This window comes from Mycobacterium hainanense (assembly GCF_041890355.1).
Lineage (GTDB): Bacteria > Actinomycetota > Actinomycetes > Mycobacteriales > Mycobacteriaceae > Mycobacterium > Mycobacterium hainanense.
The window spans coordinates 2,017,402-2,032,715 of the sequence record NZ_CP169059.1; the positions used below are offsets into that span (position 1 = coordinate 2,017,402).

Here is a 15,314-nt window from a genome sequence, read left to right on the forward strand (position 1 = left end):
CGAGCCCGCCTGAGCTTCACACGTCGGCCATGGCGGTGAGTTCGCGCTTGACCACCTTGCCGACGTCGTTGCGGGGCAGCCGGTCGATGAACACGAATCGCACGGGTACGCGGTACGGCGTCAGCCGTTCCCGGCACCAGGCGGTGAGGCTCTCCTCGGTCACTGTGTCATCACCGCGCACGACGAACGCCCACGGCACCTCGCCGAGCCGCTCGTCGGGGACGCCCACGACGGCGGCTTCCCGCACACCCCCGGCGCCGAGAATGACGTCTTCTACGGTGCCCGGGAAGACCTTGAGGCCGCCGCGGTTGATCATGTCCGACACCCGGCCGTCCAGCCACAGAAACCCGTCGTCGTCAAACCAGCCCAGGTCGCCGGTGTGGAACCAGCCGTCGTCGGTCAGCCGGTCGAGGAAGGCCGGATCGATGTTGCGGGCCGCTGTGGTCGGCGTGCGCACCATCACCTCGTCGTCGGCAATGGTCACGTCGATGCCTGGCAGCGGCCGTCCCACGGATCCGAGTTTGCTCTCGCCCCACTCGCGGGCGTCGGCGGCCGACCAGCCCACCACCTCGCCGCCGAGCTCGGTCTGCCCGTACGAGTTGAGCACGAGCACACCGAACTTGTCCCTGAACCGGGCCGCTTGAACGGGCGACAGGGGAGCGGTGATCGACCGCACGATCCTCAGGGGCGATAAGTCCGTGACCGAGTCGTCGTGCAGCACCATGGTGAGCGCCGCGGGCGGTAGCACCGTGGATCGCAGTTGGTGCCGCCGAATCAGCGCGGCGAAATCCGCCGCGGAAAATCGCTCCATCAGCACCACGCCCGAACCCGCCCGGAACGCGAACAGCACCTGGTAGATGCCGGCCCACAACGATAACGACAGCGGCACAAGGTTCGGCATCGGTGCGCGCTTCGGGGCTTCCGTCGCAGTTTTGGTGCCACGCAGTTTTGCCAACAGTCGGTCGATCAGATCGAGCACCGTGGTGTGGCGAAGTGGCACCGGCTTCGGGGGACCCGTCGTACCGGAGGTGAACTGCAGCAGCGCCACATCGGCGTCGTAGCACCGCGCATCGGCCGGCTGGTCGCATTGTCCCGCCGTCGACCATGCCAACGCGTCACCGATGATGACGGGGATCTGAAACGTCGAAAACCGATGTGCGAGACCGGGCGTCGTGATGACGGCGACGGGGCGCAATGTCTTCAACTGGGCCACGACCTCGACGTCGGCCGCCCTCGGGTTCAGCGGTGTGTACACCCCACCGGCTCGCCAGGTGCCGAACAGCGCGGCGACGGTGGTTGCGTCATTGGGCAGCATGGCGGCCACAACCTGCCCCGTTGTCAGTCCACCTTGGGTGAGCACCGCGCCGAGTTGGTCGGCACTGGCCGTCAGCTCGTCGCGCGACACCTCAGCACCGAGCATGTGCACCGCGATCTCGGGCAGGCCGCCCAGCAGGTCGGTGAGATTCACGAATCCGCCTCCAACGGAGCCCATTTGGGACTTCGCTTCTCCGCGAAGGCAAGGGGGCCCTCGTTCTGGTCAGGGTGTCCCCACATCGACGTCAGGTGCTTGGCGCCTTGCCGGCACGCGTCGGTCAGGCCGGATTCGAGTGCGCCCCACAACGCACGCTTGGTAGCGCGCATCGCCGCCGGCGAGTTCCTGGCGATCTTCTCGGCGAGCTCCTGGGCGACCTCGCGCAGCTTTTCCGGCGGGTCGACGACTTGACTGATCATGCCGAGCTGGTACGCACGCTGGGCGCTGAGCCGTTCGTGGCTACCCACCAGGGCCATCCGCAGTACCGCCTCGGCCGGCATCTTGCGCATCAGGGCGATGGTTTCCAAGGCGCTGACCTGGCCGATCGAGACGTGCGGATCGACGAAGCTCGCATTCGACGACGCGATGACGATGTCGGCGTCGGCCACCCAGTGCAGCCCGCCGCCGGCGCACACCCCGTTGACGGCCGTGATGACCGGCTTCTCGACGTTGCAGTGCCACGCCGTCAACTTGAGGTCTAGTGTGCGCATCGTCTCCTGGAACTGCAGCACGGCCTCACCGTCGAGCTCCTCGACGTCGGCGCCTACCTGAAATGCTCGCCCGTTGCCGGTGTGCACGATGACGCGAACGTCGGGGTCGGCATTCAATTCCGCCCAGGCTTTGGGAAATTCCGCACGCATCACGACGTCGTAGGCATTGAGCCGGTCCGGCCGGTCGTTGATGATCCAGCCCACCGGCCCGCGCCGCTCGACGACCAGTCTCCGGTATGTCATGAAGCCTCCGCGGCGTTCGACGGCGGTTGCCAGCGCGGCGTGCGCTTCTCGCGCCACGCCCGGGCGCCCTCGGCGTGATCGGGATGATTACGCAGCCGCCAGATTTCGTCAGCGGCATCCTCACGCGCCTGTGTCATACCGACTTCCAAGCAACGCCATAGGGCCTTTTTGCTGGCGCGCAACGCGGTCGGGGAATTCGCGGCGATCGCGGTGGCGAGCCGACCCGCCGCCGCGCGGAGCTGATCGGCGGGTACCACTTCGGACAAGATGCCCAATTCGTAGGCCCGTTGCGCCGAGATACGTTCGCCTTTGCCGCTCAACGCCATTCGGGTGATCGCCTCCATCGGCGACTTGCGAAGTAGCGTGATCGCCTCGTAGGCGACGGCCTGACCAAGCGACACGTGCGGGTCGACGAACGAGGCGCGCTCGGCCGCGATCACGATGTCGGCGTCGGCCACCAGGTGCAGGCCGCCGCCCGCGCAGACGCCATTCACGGCCGCGATCACGGGCTTCCACACACCGCAGTGCCACGACGAGATCTTCAGCTCGGCATCCCGGGTCCGACGTGAATGCCGGCGCATCGCCTCCTTGTTGCGCGCCACCTGCACCACGTCCATGCCCGTGCAGAACGCATTGCCGTTGGCCGTGTTGACGATCACCCGGACGGCGGGATCGTTTTCGAGGTCGGCCCAGGCCCTCTCGAGCTCGTCGAGCATCAACGAGTCGAAGGCGTTGCCCGCGTCCGGCCTGTTCAGGATGAGCCAGCCGACACCGCCGGACTTCTCCAATACCAACCGCTGGTTGGTGCTCACGAGCGCGGGATGTCCTTCCAGGGCTTCCCCTTCCAGGGATCCGGTTCCTTGGGTAGCCCCAGCACGCGCTCGCCGAGGATGTTTTTGTTGATATCGGTGGTGCCGCCCTCGGTGCCGTTCGCGAGGCTGCGCAGCATGCCGTGGACGTCTCGCGGCAGGGCGTCCGGGTCGTCCGTGGCCTGCCAGGCGACCGCGTCGGTGCCCAGCAGGTTCACCATGAGGTCCTGGATTTGCTGGTTGAGCGTGGCCTGATGCACCTTGCCGATCGAGGACGCGGCTCCCGGCGACTGCCCGGCCGAAAGTGCCGCCTTGACACGATCATTGGTCCAGCCGCGGATCTGCTCCTGCGCCCACAACCGCATGATCTTGTTCCGGATGACCGGGTCATCCCACCGGCCGGTCTCTCGCGCCAGCGCTATCAGGCGATCAGTGCCGGAGCCGCCGAGGCGCCCCATGCCTCCCGACCCGGAGCCCGAAACCATCTGCCGCTCACTGGACAACGTCGATGCGCTGACCCGCCACCCGTCGTTGACCTCGCCCACCCGGTGCGTGTCAGGGACCCGGGCCTTGTCAATGAAGACCTCGTTGAACTCCGCCTCGCCGGTGATCTGACGCAATGGTCGCACCTCGACGCCGGGTTGATGCATGTCGAGCAGGAAGTAGGTGATGCCCTTGTGCTTGGGCGCCTCCGGATCGGTTCTGGCAAGCAGGATCGCGAAGTCAGCCTCGTCGGCCCATGTGGTCCAAACCTTTTGGCCCGAGATCACCCAGTCGTGCGCGTCCCGGACGGCCCGCGTTGCCAACGAGGCGAGGTCGGACCCGGCGCCGGGCTCGCTGAAGAGCTGGCACCACTTCTCCTCGTTGCGCACGATCGGCGGCAGGAACCGTAGCCGCTGCTCTTCGGTGCCGTGGCTGAACAACGCTGCGGCGGCGTTGTTGAGTCCCAGGGGATTCAGCCGGGACAGCCGCAGGGGACGCAGCACCCGATCGATCGCCCGGGCGACCTCGTTGCCGATACCCAGACCGCCATATTCGCGCGCCCAGGTCGGCACGACAAGACCGCTCGCGGCGAAGACTGGATACCACTGCCGGTAGTCCGCGGGACTGCGCACCGCACGCAGGGCAGCGGGACCCTCCGCGGCGGCGATGCGCCAGGAGGCCGGTACCTCGGCATCGACCCATTGTTCGACAGCCGCGACGGCCTCAGCGGCGCTGGTGGCCTCGGTGATAGGCAGCGGCGTCATGGTCATCTAGCGCCCTTGAAACTTCGCTTCACGTCGGTCGCGGAAGGCCGCCAGGCCCTCTTTGAAATCGTCACTACGACTGGACAACTCGAGCGCCATCGCCTCGTTATGCAGGTGACGGTCCAGGTCGAGCCCGTTGCCGCTCTGCAGCAGCCACTTGGTGAGGCCCAGCGCCACCGTGGGTGCGTCGGCAAGGCCCGCGATCAATTCGTTTGCGGCCGTTTCCAGTTCACCGACAGGTACCGCGGCGTGAATGAGGCCCCACTCGGCCGCGGTGGATCCGGAGATCTCCTTGCCGAGCATCAGGAGCTCCCGGGTGCGGACCAGGCCGACGAGCCGCGGCAGAAGCCAGGCCGCGCCGCTGTCGGGGGTGAAGCCGCGGGCCATGAAGGGTTCCCAGAACCGCGCGTCCTCGGCGGCGACGCAGAAGTCGGAAGCCAGCGCAATGTGAAACCCGAGACCGGCGGCCCAGCCCCGCACCACCGAGACGATGGGCACCTGAGTCTCGAGCATCAACGGGATGAGCCGATTCGCTTTGTTGGGCAGCCGGCGCTGTGTGCTGCCCACCCTCGGCTTTCGCTCGGAGCGGGTGTTGTTGGCGATCAGGTCGGACCCGGCGCAGAAGTCAGGCCCCGCGGCGTCGACCCTGATGACACGGACTGACTCGTCGACACCCGCGGCGGCGAAATGCGCGATCATCGCGTCGAGCATTACGTCGTTGACCGCGTTGCGGCGATCGGCACGCTCGAAGCTCAGGTGCAAGATCGCGCCTTCTTGTTCGGCCCTGAGGCCCGCGACGCTGTCGTATGTCATGTGCTCAGGCTTCGGCGAATCGCGCCGACACGGCGGTGAGCAGGTCTGAGAGGTTGCTTGCCCCGCCGGGTGGATCGGGTAACCGGACGGGTCCGTGTTCGCGGCTGGGCAGCAGGATCGTGGCGTTCCCCGGCGCCGTGATCTGGCCACGGTGGTTTGTCGCCGCCAGCTCGAGATCGACTGCCGGCCGATTGTCCTCGGCGAGATACTTGCGGACCACCTTTCCGGTGATGGTATGCAGATCGCCCACGTAGTTGAAGAGCCGGAACTCGCACCCGAGCTTCCACAGCCAGCCGTCGTCGCCCATCCAATCGGTGCACAGGTGGATAAGCCACGTCTCACGCATCCGGCCGTAGTCGAAGGTGGTGGGGTTCCCGGCATTGCGGGCCGCCTCCGGTTCCCAGTGCACACGCTGCTGCGCATCGGGCACACCGTATTCGTTGGGCGTGTAGAAACGGGGAATGCGCTGCCGATTGCGCCATGCCAGCCGCAGGGGCCGCACCCCATACATCCCGGTCCCCATGCCGACGTGCCAGCAGACCATGTCGGTGACCGTCAGCGGGCCTTTGGTCAAGGTGCCGATGTCGTCACCCTCGTCGACGTCCTCCCACCATCGCGGTTCGGCGCCACGCGCTGCTTCGCGCGCGTATCTGTCGTCCAATTCCGCGATTTCGTCCGGCGTCCACGACTTCAGCTCGACGGCCTCGTACTTCTTGCGCCCGCGCGCCTTACTGCGCTCGGTGCGGATCATGTTGCGGTACTGCGCGCCCAAAATGACGCCCTCGTCGTCGCGGAACACCTGCGCCGACCACTCGTGGACGGCCCGATCGGCGAATTCGCTGCTCTTGTCCAGCGCCGCGACCAGAGCGTTGCGCCGGAAGACGCGATGATTGGCACGCAGCGGCGCCCACCACTCGCGCGACGAGGATGCGTAGAAGGCATGGACGCCGCGCAGGGGGTCACCCTTGGTCAACGCTCGGTCTTGTTCGGAGAGCGTGGTCACCTCGTCCTCGCCTATCAGGGTGTCGCCCCCGACGAGCGCGGGCGGCGCGATCGACTCACCCCACACGGATTTGGCGGCGTACTCCGGGTCGGTCCACAGCGGGTTGGCGTCGCCGTAGCTCTCCGCCACGTGGCGGAAGCAGTCTTCATTGGGTCTGAGGTAGTGCGGCGGCTGAGTGTGCGGAACCGCGATGCCGATGGTGGCACGCAACCGGGCCAACCCCTCGTCGGTAATCTGACCGGTTTCCGGCATGGAAATTAAGATACCCGAAAAGCGGAAACGCCGTTAACGCAGGGATGGGGATATGAGCGAGCAAGCATCAGGCATCGTGGCAGCCGTCGGTGAGGACGCGGTAATGCGAATCACCATCGACCGCGCTGATGTCGGAAATTCGTTGTCGCCCTTGGCCCGCGAGGCACTCACCGATGCGTTGATCCTCGCCAACGACCGACCCGACGTCCGCGCCGTGCTGTTGAGCGCAACCGGTGACCGCCATTTCTGTGCCGGTGCGGGCTTGACGTCCCCGACGGCGAACGCTGACACACAACCAAAACCCCTCTCGGACAAGCGGCCCGGCGATATCGCTCGCATGCTGCAGCAAGGCTGGCAGCGACTGATTGCGTCGATATTGGACTGCGATAAACCCGTGGTGGCCGCTGTCAACGGCACGGCTGCCGGTGCCGGCGCCAGCTTGGTGCTGGCAGCCGATCTGGTCGTCATGTCAGCGCGGGCCAAGCTTGTGGAGGCGTTTGTGCGCCGGGGGATCCTTCCCGACTCGGGGGCCGTCCACCTGCTGACGAGAATTGTCGGTCTGCGCAAGGCGACCGAACTGTTGATGCTCGGTGAACCGGTCGATGCCGCCACCTGCGAGAAGCTCGGGTTGGTCAATCGGGTGACCGCACCGGAAGACACCCACGCGGTCGCCGAAGAACTCGCGGTACGGCTGGCCGCGGGCCCGACGGTGATGCTGGCCCTGACCAAACGGTTGTTGTCGGTGTCGTCGGAGTCGGATCGACACCGCGCGTTCGAGCAGGAGGCCTGGGCACAGGAGGTGGTGTCACGCACCCTGGACCTCCAAGAGGGCCTTGCGTCGTTCGCCGAACGCAGAGAGCCCAAGTTTCTCGGTCGTTGACCGTCCGCGTGTTAGGCCGCGGTGGGTCCGCCGCGAATGGTGAACGTGGCGCTGTCGTCGATCTCGTCGATCGACGATGCGACCGACTCCGCAGTCAAGGACGTGTCCTCGATTCCCTTGGTCACGCCGATGAACACGCGTGACACCTTCCCGGCACCGACCGAGTAGATATGGGCGGTTCGGTCACAGGACCGATGGCAGAGGTAGATCACCACCGGAGTGACGAGCTCGGGATGCATGGCCTTGCCGGCCTCCCCCATGATGTCCTCGGTCATCCGCGTCCGCGCGATGGGGGCGATGGCGTTGATCGCGATGCCATTGCGGGCCCCCTCGATGGCGAGGACGTGCATCATGCCGACGAGGCCCATCTTCGCGGCGCCGTAGTTTGCCTGACCGAAATTGCCGAAAAGCCCGGTGCCGGAAGTTGTCTGAACGATTCGACCGTAATTCTGCGCCCGCATGATCGGCCACACCGCCCGTGTCACATTGAAGGCGCCGGCCAGGTGTACCGCTATGACCGCGTCGACCTGCTCGGCGGTCATGTTCTTGAACGCTGCGTCGCGCAGAATTCCCGCGTTGTTGACCAGAATGTCCACCTGACCGAAGGCGTCCATCGCCGCCGCGACGATCGCCGCGCCGCCCTCCTCGGTGGCCACCGAGTCACCGTTGGCGATCGCGGTGCCGCCCGCGGCTGTGATCTCGTTGACGACGGCTTGGGCGGCCGACGTCGACGCGCCGCTGCCGTCCACGCTGCTGCCCAGGTCGTTCACCACGACTCGGGCGCCACGCCGGGCGAGCTCGAGGGCGTGACAGCGGCCAAGCCCGCCACCGGCACCGGTGACGATGGCAACCTGATTATCGAAAGTCATTGACTGCATGGGTGAGAGGTTACATTTACTGAATCGAGAGCAGTAATTTGCATCGGAGGGACATCCATGACCGGCCCGACTGAATTGCTGCGGCATGCGCAGCGGCGTGCCGAAGCGCTGCGGCACCGCTACCGCGCGGCCGGCTTCTGGACCGGGGACCCGGTTGACATGGTGCGGTCCGTTGCCGCGCGGCATCCGGGCCGCCCCGCCGTGGTGGACCGAGGCGCACAGCTCACTTACGGCGAGCTGGACAAGCGCATTGATTCGGCCGCCCTGGCCATGGCCGACGCCGGCGCCGTCCGGGGCAGCGCGATTGTCTTGGTGGTCGGTAACGACGTGGACTCGGTGGTCGCGGTCCACGCGGCGCTGCGGGTGGACGCGCTGGTCCTGCTGGTACCGCGCAGCGCGGGGCCCAAGCAACTCGCCGACATCATCGCCCGCACCCGAGCGCGGGTCGGCGCGGCGCCCAACTGGACCACGATCAGCCAGCCGGAACTATCCGGGCTTTGTCGTTGGATCGAACTTGGCGACGGTGACCGCGTGGGCTCGCCACGCCCTGCGCGGCCCGCCGACGAACCATCCTTCGTGCTCTACACCTCGGGTACGACGTCTCGGCCCAAGGGTGTGATCCACTCGCTGAGCACATTGGCCAAGGCTTCGACGAACTACGTCGCGGCAGCAGGTCTGGGCGCAGAAGACCGGATCTTTTTGATCAGCCCGCTGGCATCGGTCACCGGGGTAGTGCAAGGGTTGTTCATCGGTCCGATGCTCGCGATACCGGTGATCCTCGAGGACCGTTGGGACCCGTCAGCGACCTGCGACCTCCTGGTCACCTCCGGCGCGACGTGGTACGGCGGCCCGGACCGATTGCTCGACCGCATACTCGACGAGGCCGCTGCGCGCGATGCCGCCGTCCCGCTGCGCGCGGTCTATCTGGGTGGCACGACGCTGGACCGGCGGATCGTCGAACGCGTCGAACGCGATTTCGGCATCGTCGTCATGCGCGCGTACGGGTCCTCGGAAGTGCCGGTCAGCACGTCCGGTCTGAGGGATGAACCGCGGATCGTGCGCCATGCCGATGACGGAGTGCCGCTCGCGGACGTCGACGTCCGCATCGGATCCGCAGCCGAACCCACCGAGTGCTGCATCAAGGGTCCGCACACTTTCCTCGGTTATACCGATGCCGCCGACGACGAGCTGGCGTTCGACGGCGAGTGGTTCCGCACCGGCGACGTGGCGGAGATCGTCGCCGGGCGGGTGCGCATCGTCGGCCGGATCAAGGACATCGTGATCCGCAACGGCCTGAAGATCCCGGCGGCCGAAGTGGAGGAGGCCGTGTCGCGGATAGCTGGGGTCCGCGAATGTGCCGCCTACGCGGTTGCCGACGACACCACCGGGGAGCGGCTGGCCATGGCGATCGTCCTCGAGCCCGACGTCGAGATGACACTGGCCGAGGTCGCCGAAGCTCTCCTCTCCGAAGGGCTGCCGAAATACAAACTGCCAGAGGAGCTGGTGTTGTGGGACGAGCCGCTGCCCGTCAATGCCAACGGCAAGATCGACCGCACCAAGCTCGACGCACGATCGGCCGGACGCCGGCGGCTGATCGCCGACCGCCTGGCGACCGCGGGCTGACGGGCGCGGTCAACGGATCCTAGGCGGTTGCGGGCCGGAATACCGGCACGACGAATCCGTCGTCGTCTTCGCGGAAAGCGATCACCAGATCCAGGTCTGCGCGCAGGCCTTCGACAGCACAGTCCTCCAGGACCGTCATCAGCCGTGGTCCCTCCTCGAGGTCCACCATGGCCAATACGTAGGGAGTGCGGGTGTCGAAGGGCGCGGCGTTCTGGCGGATGACGCTCCAGGTGTACAGCCGCGCGCGCCCGGTGGCCGGCGCCAACTCGACGTCCTCGCACCAACAGTGCGGGCAGAAGGGCCGTGCGTACAGCGAGGCCTGGCCGCATGAGCGGCAATGGTTGACCATCAGTCTCCGTCCTTGTATGGCGGTCCACCAGGCTTGGCCGTCGGTGTCGATCGTGGGCCGATCGGGCGCGGTCATCACTGCCTCCCGAGAATCATCGTGGCGCTGTGGGTGAAGAAGCCACCCATCGCGTGGACGCAGGCCAGACTGGCCCCGCTCACTTGGCGCGGTCCGCACTCGCCCCGCAACTGCCGGACCGCCTCGACCATGAGAAACATCCCTCGCATACCGGGGTGGCAGGAGGCCAGCCCGCCTCCGTCGGTGTTGGTTGGGAGCGCCCCGCCCGGGCGCAGCGCTCCGGACGCGATGAACGGCCCCCCTTCGCCCTTGGCGCAGAAGCCGAGATCTTCCACGGTCAGCAGGACGGTGGAGGTGAAGGAGTCGTAGAGCTGGCACACATCGATGTCAGCCGGGTTGACGCCCGCCTGCGCGAATGCCCGAGGACCCGAGCGGGCGGCGGCCGACGTCGTGAAATCGGGCCACTGGCTCATGCTCACGTGGGATGTCGCGTCGGCCGCCCCGAGAATCCAGACCGGCTCTTTCGCACAATCCATCGCCACCCGTTCGCTCGCAAGGACGACCGCGCCGCCGCCGTCGGTGCGCAGGCACACGTGCTTGGCGGTGAACGGGTCGGCCAGCATAGGCGCGGCCTCGACGTCCGCGACGGTGATGCGGTCGCGCTCGAACGCGTCCTCGTTCATGGCGGCCCACTCGTGCGCGGCGACGGCGACTTCCGCCAATTGTTCGACGGTCGTGCCGAATTCGATCATGTGTCGCCTGGCCGCCATGGCGTACTTGGCGATCAACGTCGCCCCGTAAGGCGCCTCGTACTGCAGGGCGCCGCCGGTGCCCATCACGGCCGCGGACGCGCGGGCTCGGCGCTTGACGTCCGAGCGCGCGGTGGACCCGTAGGTCAGCAGGGCGACCTCGATTTCGCCCGCCGCGATCGCGGCCGCGGCGTGACTCGCCATCACTTCCCACGAGGATCCTCCGACATTGGTCGCGTCGACCCAGTCGGGTTGCAGGCCGAGATACTCGCTGACTTCGACCGGTGGAAGTAACGCCCCGTGGGCGCCGAACCCGTCGATGTCTTGCTTCGTCAGGCCGGCATCGGTGACCGCGCGCCGCGAGGACTGCGCCATCAGCGCCATGGCGGTCTTGTCGGGAACCCGGCCGCAGTCGGAAAGGGCTGCGCCCACGATGGCGACGCGATTCGACGGCATAGCTCATGGTTATCACACCGTCACGTCCTCGATAACGGCAGTTCGCAGAAATATGGAAACCGCATTCTCGTTCGGCTACCGTGAGCCTATGACGACGGCGCTGCGCGACGCCCTGCGCGGAGAATCGCTTGTGCTGTGCCTGGCTCTGCTCAACTCACGCACCCCCGACGTTCCCGCGGTTGCGGCGGCATGCGGGTACGACGCCGTGTATGTCGATCTCGAACACACATCCACGTCGCTGGAAAGCGCACAGATGCTTTGCATGAGCGCACTTGGAGCGGGGATCTCGGGCCTGGTGCGGGTGCCGTCGCACGACCCTAGCGTCATTGCACGAGTATTGGATGGTGGGGCGGTAGGAGTCATTGTGCCGCACATAAATTCAAAATCCGAGGCGGAGGCCATCGTCCACGCCGCGCGGTTTCCGCCGATCGGGCATCGGTCGATTTCGGGTCCGAATGCGCTCAGTGGATTCCAGCAACTTGCGCCGTCGGAATTGGTGGAGGTGCTCGAACGGCGCACGGTGGTTGCCGTGATGGTCGAGACCCCGCAAGCCGTGGATGCGGCCGAATCCATCGCCGCAGTCGAAGGTATCGACATGATCCTCGTCGGACCGAGCGATCTGACCGCCGAAATGGGCATCCACGGGCAGTATGAGAATCCCCATTTCCATAGTGCAGTAGAATCGGTGGCGGCGGCTTGTCGTAGTCACGGCGTGGCGCTCGGGATGGCCGGAATAAAGTCCCTTGAACTGCTCAGTCGGTTCGTGGGACTGGGATTGCGATTCATCTCGGCGGGGACTGACATCGGGATGATGACGGAGGCGGCCTCAAAGCGCGCAGAAGCGCTCCGCGGGCTGGACGAGTCACCGCGGGAACCGACTTGACTAAAGACCAACAGCTGAAGTGAGCCAACCCATCAGGAGGACCGGATGCCGACAGCCATCTACACCGAACCCGTCACCGACACGATGGCGTGGACTGGAGCCGACTTCACCAGCAAGGAGGACTTCGCCTTCGACCTGTCGGCCCGCAACGTGGCTGCGCTGCAATCGATCCTGGCCAAGACAGCACACAAGGACCGGGATGACATCACGCCCGAGGACGCTCGGCACCCGGACCTCGATGACGATCTGGCCCGGCTCTACCGGGATGTGATGTTCGGCAAGGGACTGGCGTGCGTCCGCGGGTTTCCCGTCGAGCAACACTCGATCGAGGAACTCGAACGAATCTACTGGGCGTTCTGCACCCACCTCGGCTATCTCGTTTCGAACAACTCCTTCGGTCACCGGATGGTGCGCGTGCAGGAGGAAATCTTGCCAGGTGGCGTGCAACCGGCCCGTGGAACCAAGTCCCGGGCCGAGTTGGCCATGCACAACGACGCCGCCGACATCCTGGCGCTGCTGTGCGTGTATCCGGCGGCGCAGGGCGGGGAGAGCCAGTTCGCCAGCGGCCCCGCGGCACACAACCGGGTTCTCGCGGAACGGCCGGATCTACTCGAAGTGCTCTACCGGGGCTTTCCGCATCATCGGCGCAGTGAACAGCCCGACGACCAGCCCGATGTGACGCCCTACGACGTTCCCGTCTTCTCTCAAATCGACGGACGGATCTGCATCAACTTCACCTACAGCAGCATCCTGCCCGCGATGCACGCCTTGGGCCGCGAGTTCACGCCGGAGGAGGTCGAAGCGGTGGATTTGCTGCGCAACATCCTGGTCGAGCAGCAGGTCGAGTTCCGACTGGAATCCGGTGAGGCCGCAGTAGCCAACAATTTCGCGATGTGCCATTCACGGTCCGACTTCGTCAGCAGCAACGACCCGAAGAAGGCGCGCTGCTTCCTGCGGGCGTGGATGGAGGTGCCGCGCGAAGACCGCCGGTTGCCGATCGGCCGCGAATATTTCCACATGGAGAACAAAGACCTGCGTCTCGGGTACGACGTCGTGGAGGGCCGAGACGGCACGATCGCCCGCAACGACTACAAGAACGTCAACGCCGAACTGGCCGACATGTTCAAGGCGGCTCAGGCGAAGCCCAAAGTCCAGAACACGTGAGCGTTCGTCCGCGCCTGGTTTACGAGCGGTGGACGGATCCCGTCGCCGGCGAGATTCTCGAAGGTTCCGACGTCGACCTGGTCAAGCTCGACTTGACTGCGCCCGACGCCCAGAGCTGGGCCGCCTTGGAGTCGGCGCACGGCTACCAGGTGGCCACCCGCACCGACGTGGCCGGATACGCCGACGGTGCACAGTGGCTGGCCGGGCCGGCTTTGCTGCGGCGGTGCGAGAAGCTTCTCGCCGTGTGCTCTGCGGGCGCAGGGTACGACGTCATCGATGTGGACGCGTGCACGCGCGCCGGAGTTGCGGTGTGCAACAACTCCGGGCCGGGCGCGGAGGCGGTCGCCGAGCATGCGCTCGGTTTCATGCTCGACCTGGCCAAGAAGATCACGGTCGCCGACCGGATGCTGCGAGCCGGCCCCCTGAGCGACCGAATGGCGTTGCGGGGCAGCCAGTTGGCGGGCAAGACACTCGGCGTCATCGGGCTCGGGGCAATCGGCGGGCGCCTGGTTGAGCTGTGCGCGCCGTTCGACATGGAGGTCCTGGTCTTCGACCCCTACCTCGACGAGGTGAGCGCGCAAGCACGTGGGGTGCGAGTCGTCGCGCTTGCCGAACTCCTCGAGCGCGCCGACTTCGTCCAGGTGACCTGCCCGCTGACCAGCGAGACCGAGGGGCTGATCGGCAGCGAACAATTTGCGGCGATGAAGCCGTCCGCATTCTTCATCACCACGGCGCGCGGACCCGTCCATGACGAAGCCGCATTGCTCGAGGCGCTCACCAGCGGAGGCATCGCCGGGGCGGGCCTGGACGTGTTCCACCAGGAACCACCGCGCCAGGATAATCCGCTGCTGCATATCGAAAACGTGGTTGCGACACCACATACCGCGGGCATCACGGTCGAGGCTGCGCGCGATATCGCAGTTGCCACGGCCACGCAGTGGCAGGCGATTTTCGACGGCGGCATGCCGCCACGGCTGCTGAATCCCGATGTCTGGCCTCGCTTCTGCGACCGATTTCAAGACATATTCGGATTTCGTCCCAACGCCACAACCGCTTTGGAGAGCGGGGGTCGGCTGAGGTGACTCAATACGAAACGATCGATGTCGAGGTGCGGGATCACACCGCGTGCGTGACGCTCAACCGCCCCGAGGTGCTCAATGCGATCAACGACGAGATGATCGCCGAACTATCGATCGCCTACTCGGAAATCGAACGATCCCAGGACATTTGGACGGTGATCATCACCGGCGCCGGGCGCGCCCTGTGCGTCGGAGCGGACGTCAACAAAGCGGCCGACCACGACATGGAGAACGCGGCAGGAATCGACAATCAGGGCGAGCCGATCCTTAGCTCGATGCGACAGTGGGACGCACCCCAGGAGGCGACGCCGCCTTGGCTGCAGATGACCAAGCCAATCATCTGTGCCGTCAACGGCATTGCCTGCGGAGCGGGACTGGACCTGGTGACGACGGCGGACATCACCGTCGCGTCGGAGCGCGCGACGTTGATGGATCCGCATGTCAGCATCGGCGTGACGTCCGGGCGCGAAGGGGTGCGGCTTGCCCGGATCCTGCCGCTGCCGGTCGCGATGCGGTTGATCTTGATGGGCAAGCACGAGCGACTCGACGCCCAGCGCGCCTACGACCTGGGTATCTTCACCGAGCTGGTGGCACACGACTCATTGCTGGCCCGAGCGTGGGAGATCGCCGACATCGTCAATTCCAATGCACCACTGGCGGTGCGAGGTTCGCGAATGGCCGTGCGCAAGGGGCTCACGCTACCGATCTATGAGGCCGAGCTGCTCGCCGAGAACTATCGCATGAAGGTCGCGTTGACCAAGGATGCCATCGAGGGACCGCGGGCCTTTCTCGAGAAACGCAAGCCGGATTGGAAGGCTTTGTAATACCCCCGAGGCCCGGACCCAAATT

General features: G+C 66.1%; 15 protein-coding genes. 6 read left to right on the top strand and 9 right to left on the bottom strand.

The window, feature by feature from the left end; translation table 11 throughout:
• Positions 1-16 precede the first annotated feature (16 nt).
• From ACEL92_RS09540 to ACEL92_RS09565, 6 genes are read right to left on the bottom strand one after another with little or no spacing between them, the layout of a single operon-like run.
• Entirely contained in the window at positions 17-1,468 is a 1,452-nt protein-coding gene (locus ACEL92_RS09540; RefSeq protein WP_374025336.1) for a class I adenylate-forming enzyme family protein, read from the bottom strand.
• On the bottom strand, positions 1,465-2,265 hold the full coding sequence (locus tag ACEL92_RS09545; RefSeq protein ID WP_374025337.1) for an enoyl-CoA hydratase/isomerase family protein: 801 nt from the start codon (positions 2,263-2,265) through the stop codon (positions 1,465-1,467). The genes ACEL92_RS09540 and ACEL92_RS09545 overlap by 4 nt, the downstream gene beginning before the upstream one ends.
• Positions 2,262-3,077 carry an enoyl-CoA hydratase/isomerase family protein gene (locus ACEL92_RS09550; protein WP_374025338.1) on the bottom strand — a complete coding sequence of 272 codons (816 nt, stop codon included), beginning with the start codon at positions 3,075-3,077 and terminating at the stop codon, positions 2,262-2,264. The genes ACEL92_RS09545 and ACEL92_RS09550 overlap by 4 nt, the downstream gene beginning before the upstream one ends.
• Complete coding sequence (locus ACEL92_RS09555) at positions 3,074-4,321, bottom strand: acyl-CoA dehydrogenase family protein (RefSeq protein WP_374026148.1); 1,248 nt, start codon at positions 4,319-4,321, stop codon at positions 3,074-3,076. The genes ACEL92_RS09550 and ACEL92_RS09555 overlap by 4 nt, the downstream gene beginning before the upstream one ends.
• Positions 4,322-4,327: 6 nt before the next feature.
• Positions 4,328-5,134, bottom strand: coding sequence for an enoyl-CoA hydratase/isomerase family protein (locus tag ACEL92_RS09560; RefSeq protein ID WP_374025339.1), 807 nt, complete (start codon positions 5,132-5,134; stop codon positions 4,328-4,330).
• A 4-nt stretch (positions 5,135-5,138) separates the two neighbouring features.
• On the bottom strand, positions 5,139-6,389 hold the full coding sequence (locus tag ACEL92_RS09565) for a hypothetical protein (protein WP_374025340.1): 1,251 nt from the start codon (positions 6,387-6,389) through the stop codon (positions 5,139-5,141).
• Positions 6,390-6,441: 52 nt separating this feature from the next.
• Between ACEL92_RS09565 and ACEL92_RS09570 the strand changes: the two genes are divergently transcribed.
• On the top strand, positions 6,442-7,269 hold the full coding sequence (locus tag ACEL92_RS09570; protein ID WP_374025341.1) for an enoyl-CoA hydratase/isomerase family protein: 828 nt from the start codon (positions 6,442-6,444) through the stop codon (positions 7,267-7,269).
• Positions 7,270-7,280: 11 nt separating this feature from the next.
• On the opposite strand, the gene ACEL92_RS09575 is transcribed toward ACEL92_RS09570, so the two are convergent.
• A complete protein-coding gene (locus ACEL92_RS09575) occupies positions 7,281-8,147 on the bottom strand; it encodes an SDR family NAD(P)-dependent oxidoreductase (RefSeq protein ID WP_374025342.1) in 867 nt (288 codons plus the stop codon).
• Positions 8,148-8,255: 108 nt separating this feature from the next.
• Here ACEL92_RS09575 and ACEL92_RS09580 point away from each other — a divergent pair, with 108 nt between their 5' ends.
• Complete coding sequence (locus ACEL92_RS09580; protein ID WP_374026149.1) at positions 8,256-9,770, top strand: AMP-binding protein; 1,515 nt, start codon at positions 8,256-8,258, stop codon at positions 9,768-9,770.
• A gap of 19 nt (positions 9,771-9,789) precedes the next feature.
• Here ACEL92_RS09580 and ACEL92_RS09585 read toward each other — a convergent pair whose 3' ends face one another.
• Both ACEL92_RS09585 and ACEL92_RS09590 read right to left on the bottom strand, forming a co-directional pair.
• Entirely contained in the window at positions 9,790-10,194 is a 405-nt protein-coding gene (locus ACEL92_RS09585; protein ID WP_374025343.1) for a Zn-ribbon domain-containing OB-fold protein, read from the bottom strand.
• Positions 10,194-11,339, bottom strand: a complete 1,146-nt coding sequence (locus ACEL92_RS09590; protein WP_374025344.1) for an acetyl-CoA acetyltransferase — start codon at positions 11,337-11,339, stop codon at positions 10,194-10,196. Before ACEL92_RS09590 ends, ACEL92_RS09585 begins: the two co-directional genes overlap by 1 nt.
• 52 nt (positions 11,340-11,391) lie before the next feature.
• Between ACEL92_RS09590 and ACEL92_RS09595 the strand changes: the two genes are divergently transcribed.
• Genes ACEL92_RS09595 through ACEL92_RS09610 form a run of 4 tightly spaced genes read left to right on the top strand, consistent with a single transcriptional unit; the run spans position 11,392 to position 15,289 of the window.
• Entirely contained in the window at positions 11,392-12,222 is an 831-nt protein-coding gene (locus ACEL92_RS09595) for an HpcH/HpaI aldolase/citrate lyase family protein (protein WP_374026150.1), read from the top strand.
• A 45-nt stretch (positions 12,223-12,267) separates the two neighbouring features.
• Positions 12,268-13,386: a TauD/TfdA family dioxygenase gene (locus tag ACEL92_RS09600; protein ID WP_374025345.1), complete on the top strand. Its 1,119-nt coding sequence runs from the start codon at positions 12,268-12,270 to the stop codon at positions 13,384-13,386.
• Entirely contained in the window at positions 13,383-14,468 is a 1,086-nt protein-coding gene (locus tag ACEL92_RS09605; protein ID WP_374025346.1) for a hydroxyacid dehydrogenase, read from the top strand. The genes ACEL92_RS09600 and ACEL92_RS09605 overlap by 4 nt, the downstream gene beginning before the upstream one ends.
• Positions 14,465-15,289: an enoyl-CoA hydratase/isomerase family protein gene (locus ACEL92_RS09610; RefSeq protein ID WP_374025347.1), complete on the top strand. Its 825-nt coding sequence runs from the start codon at positions 14,465-14,467 to the stop codon at positions 15,287-15,289. Before ACEL92_RS09605 ends, ACEL92_RS09610 begins: the two co-directional genes overlap by 4 nt.
• Positions 15,290-15,314: the final 25 nt, after the last annotated feature.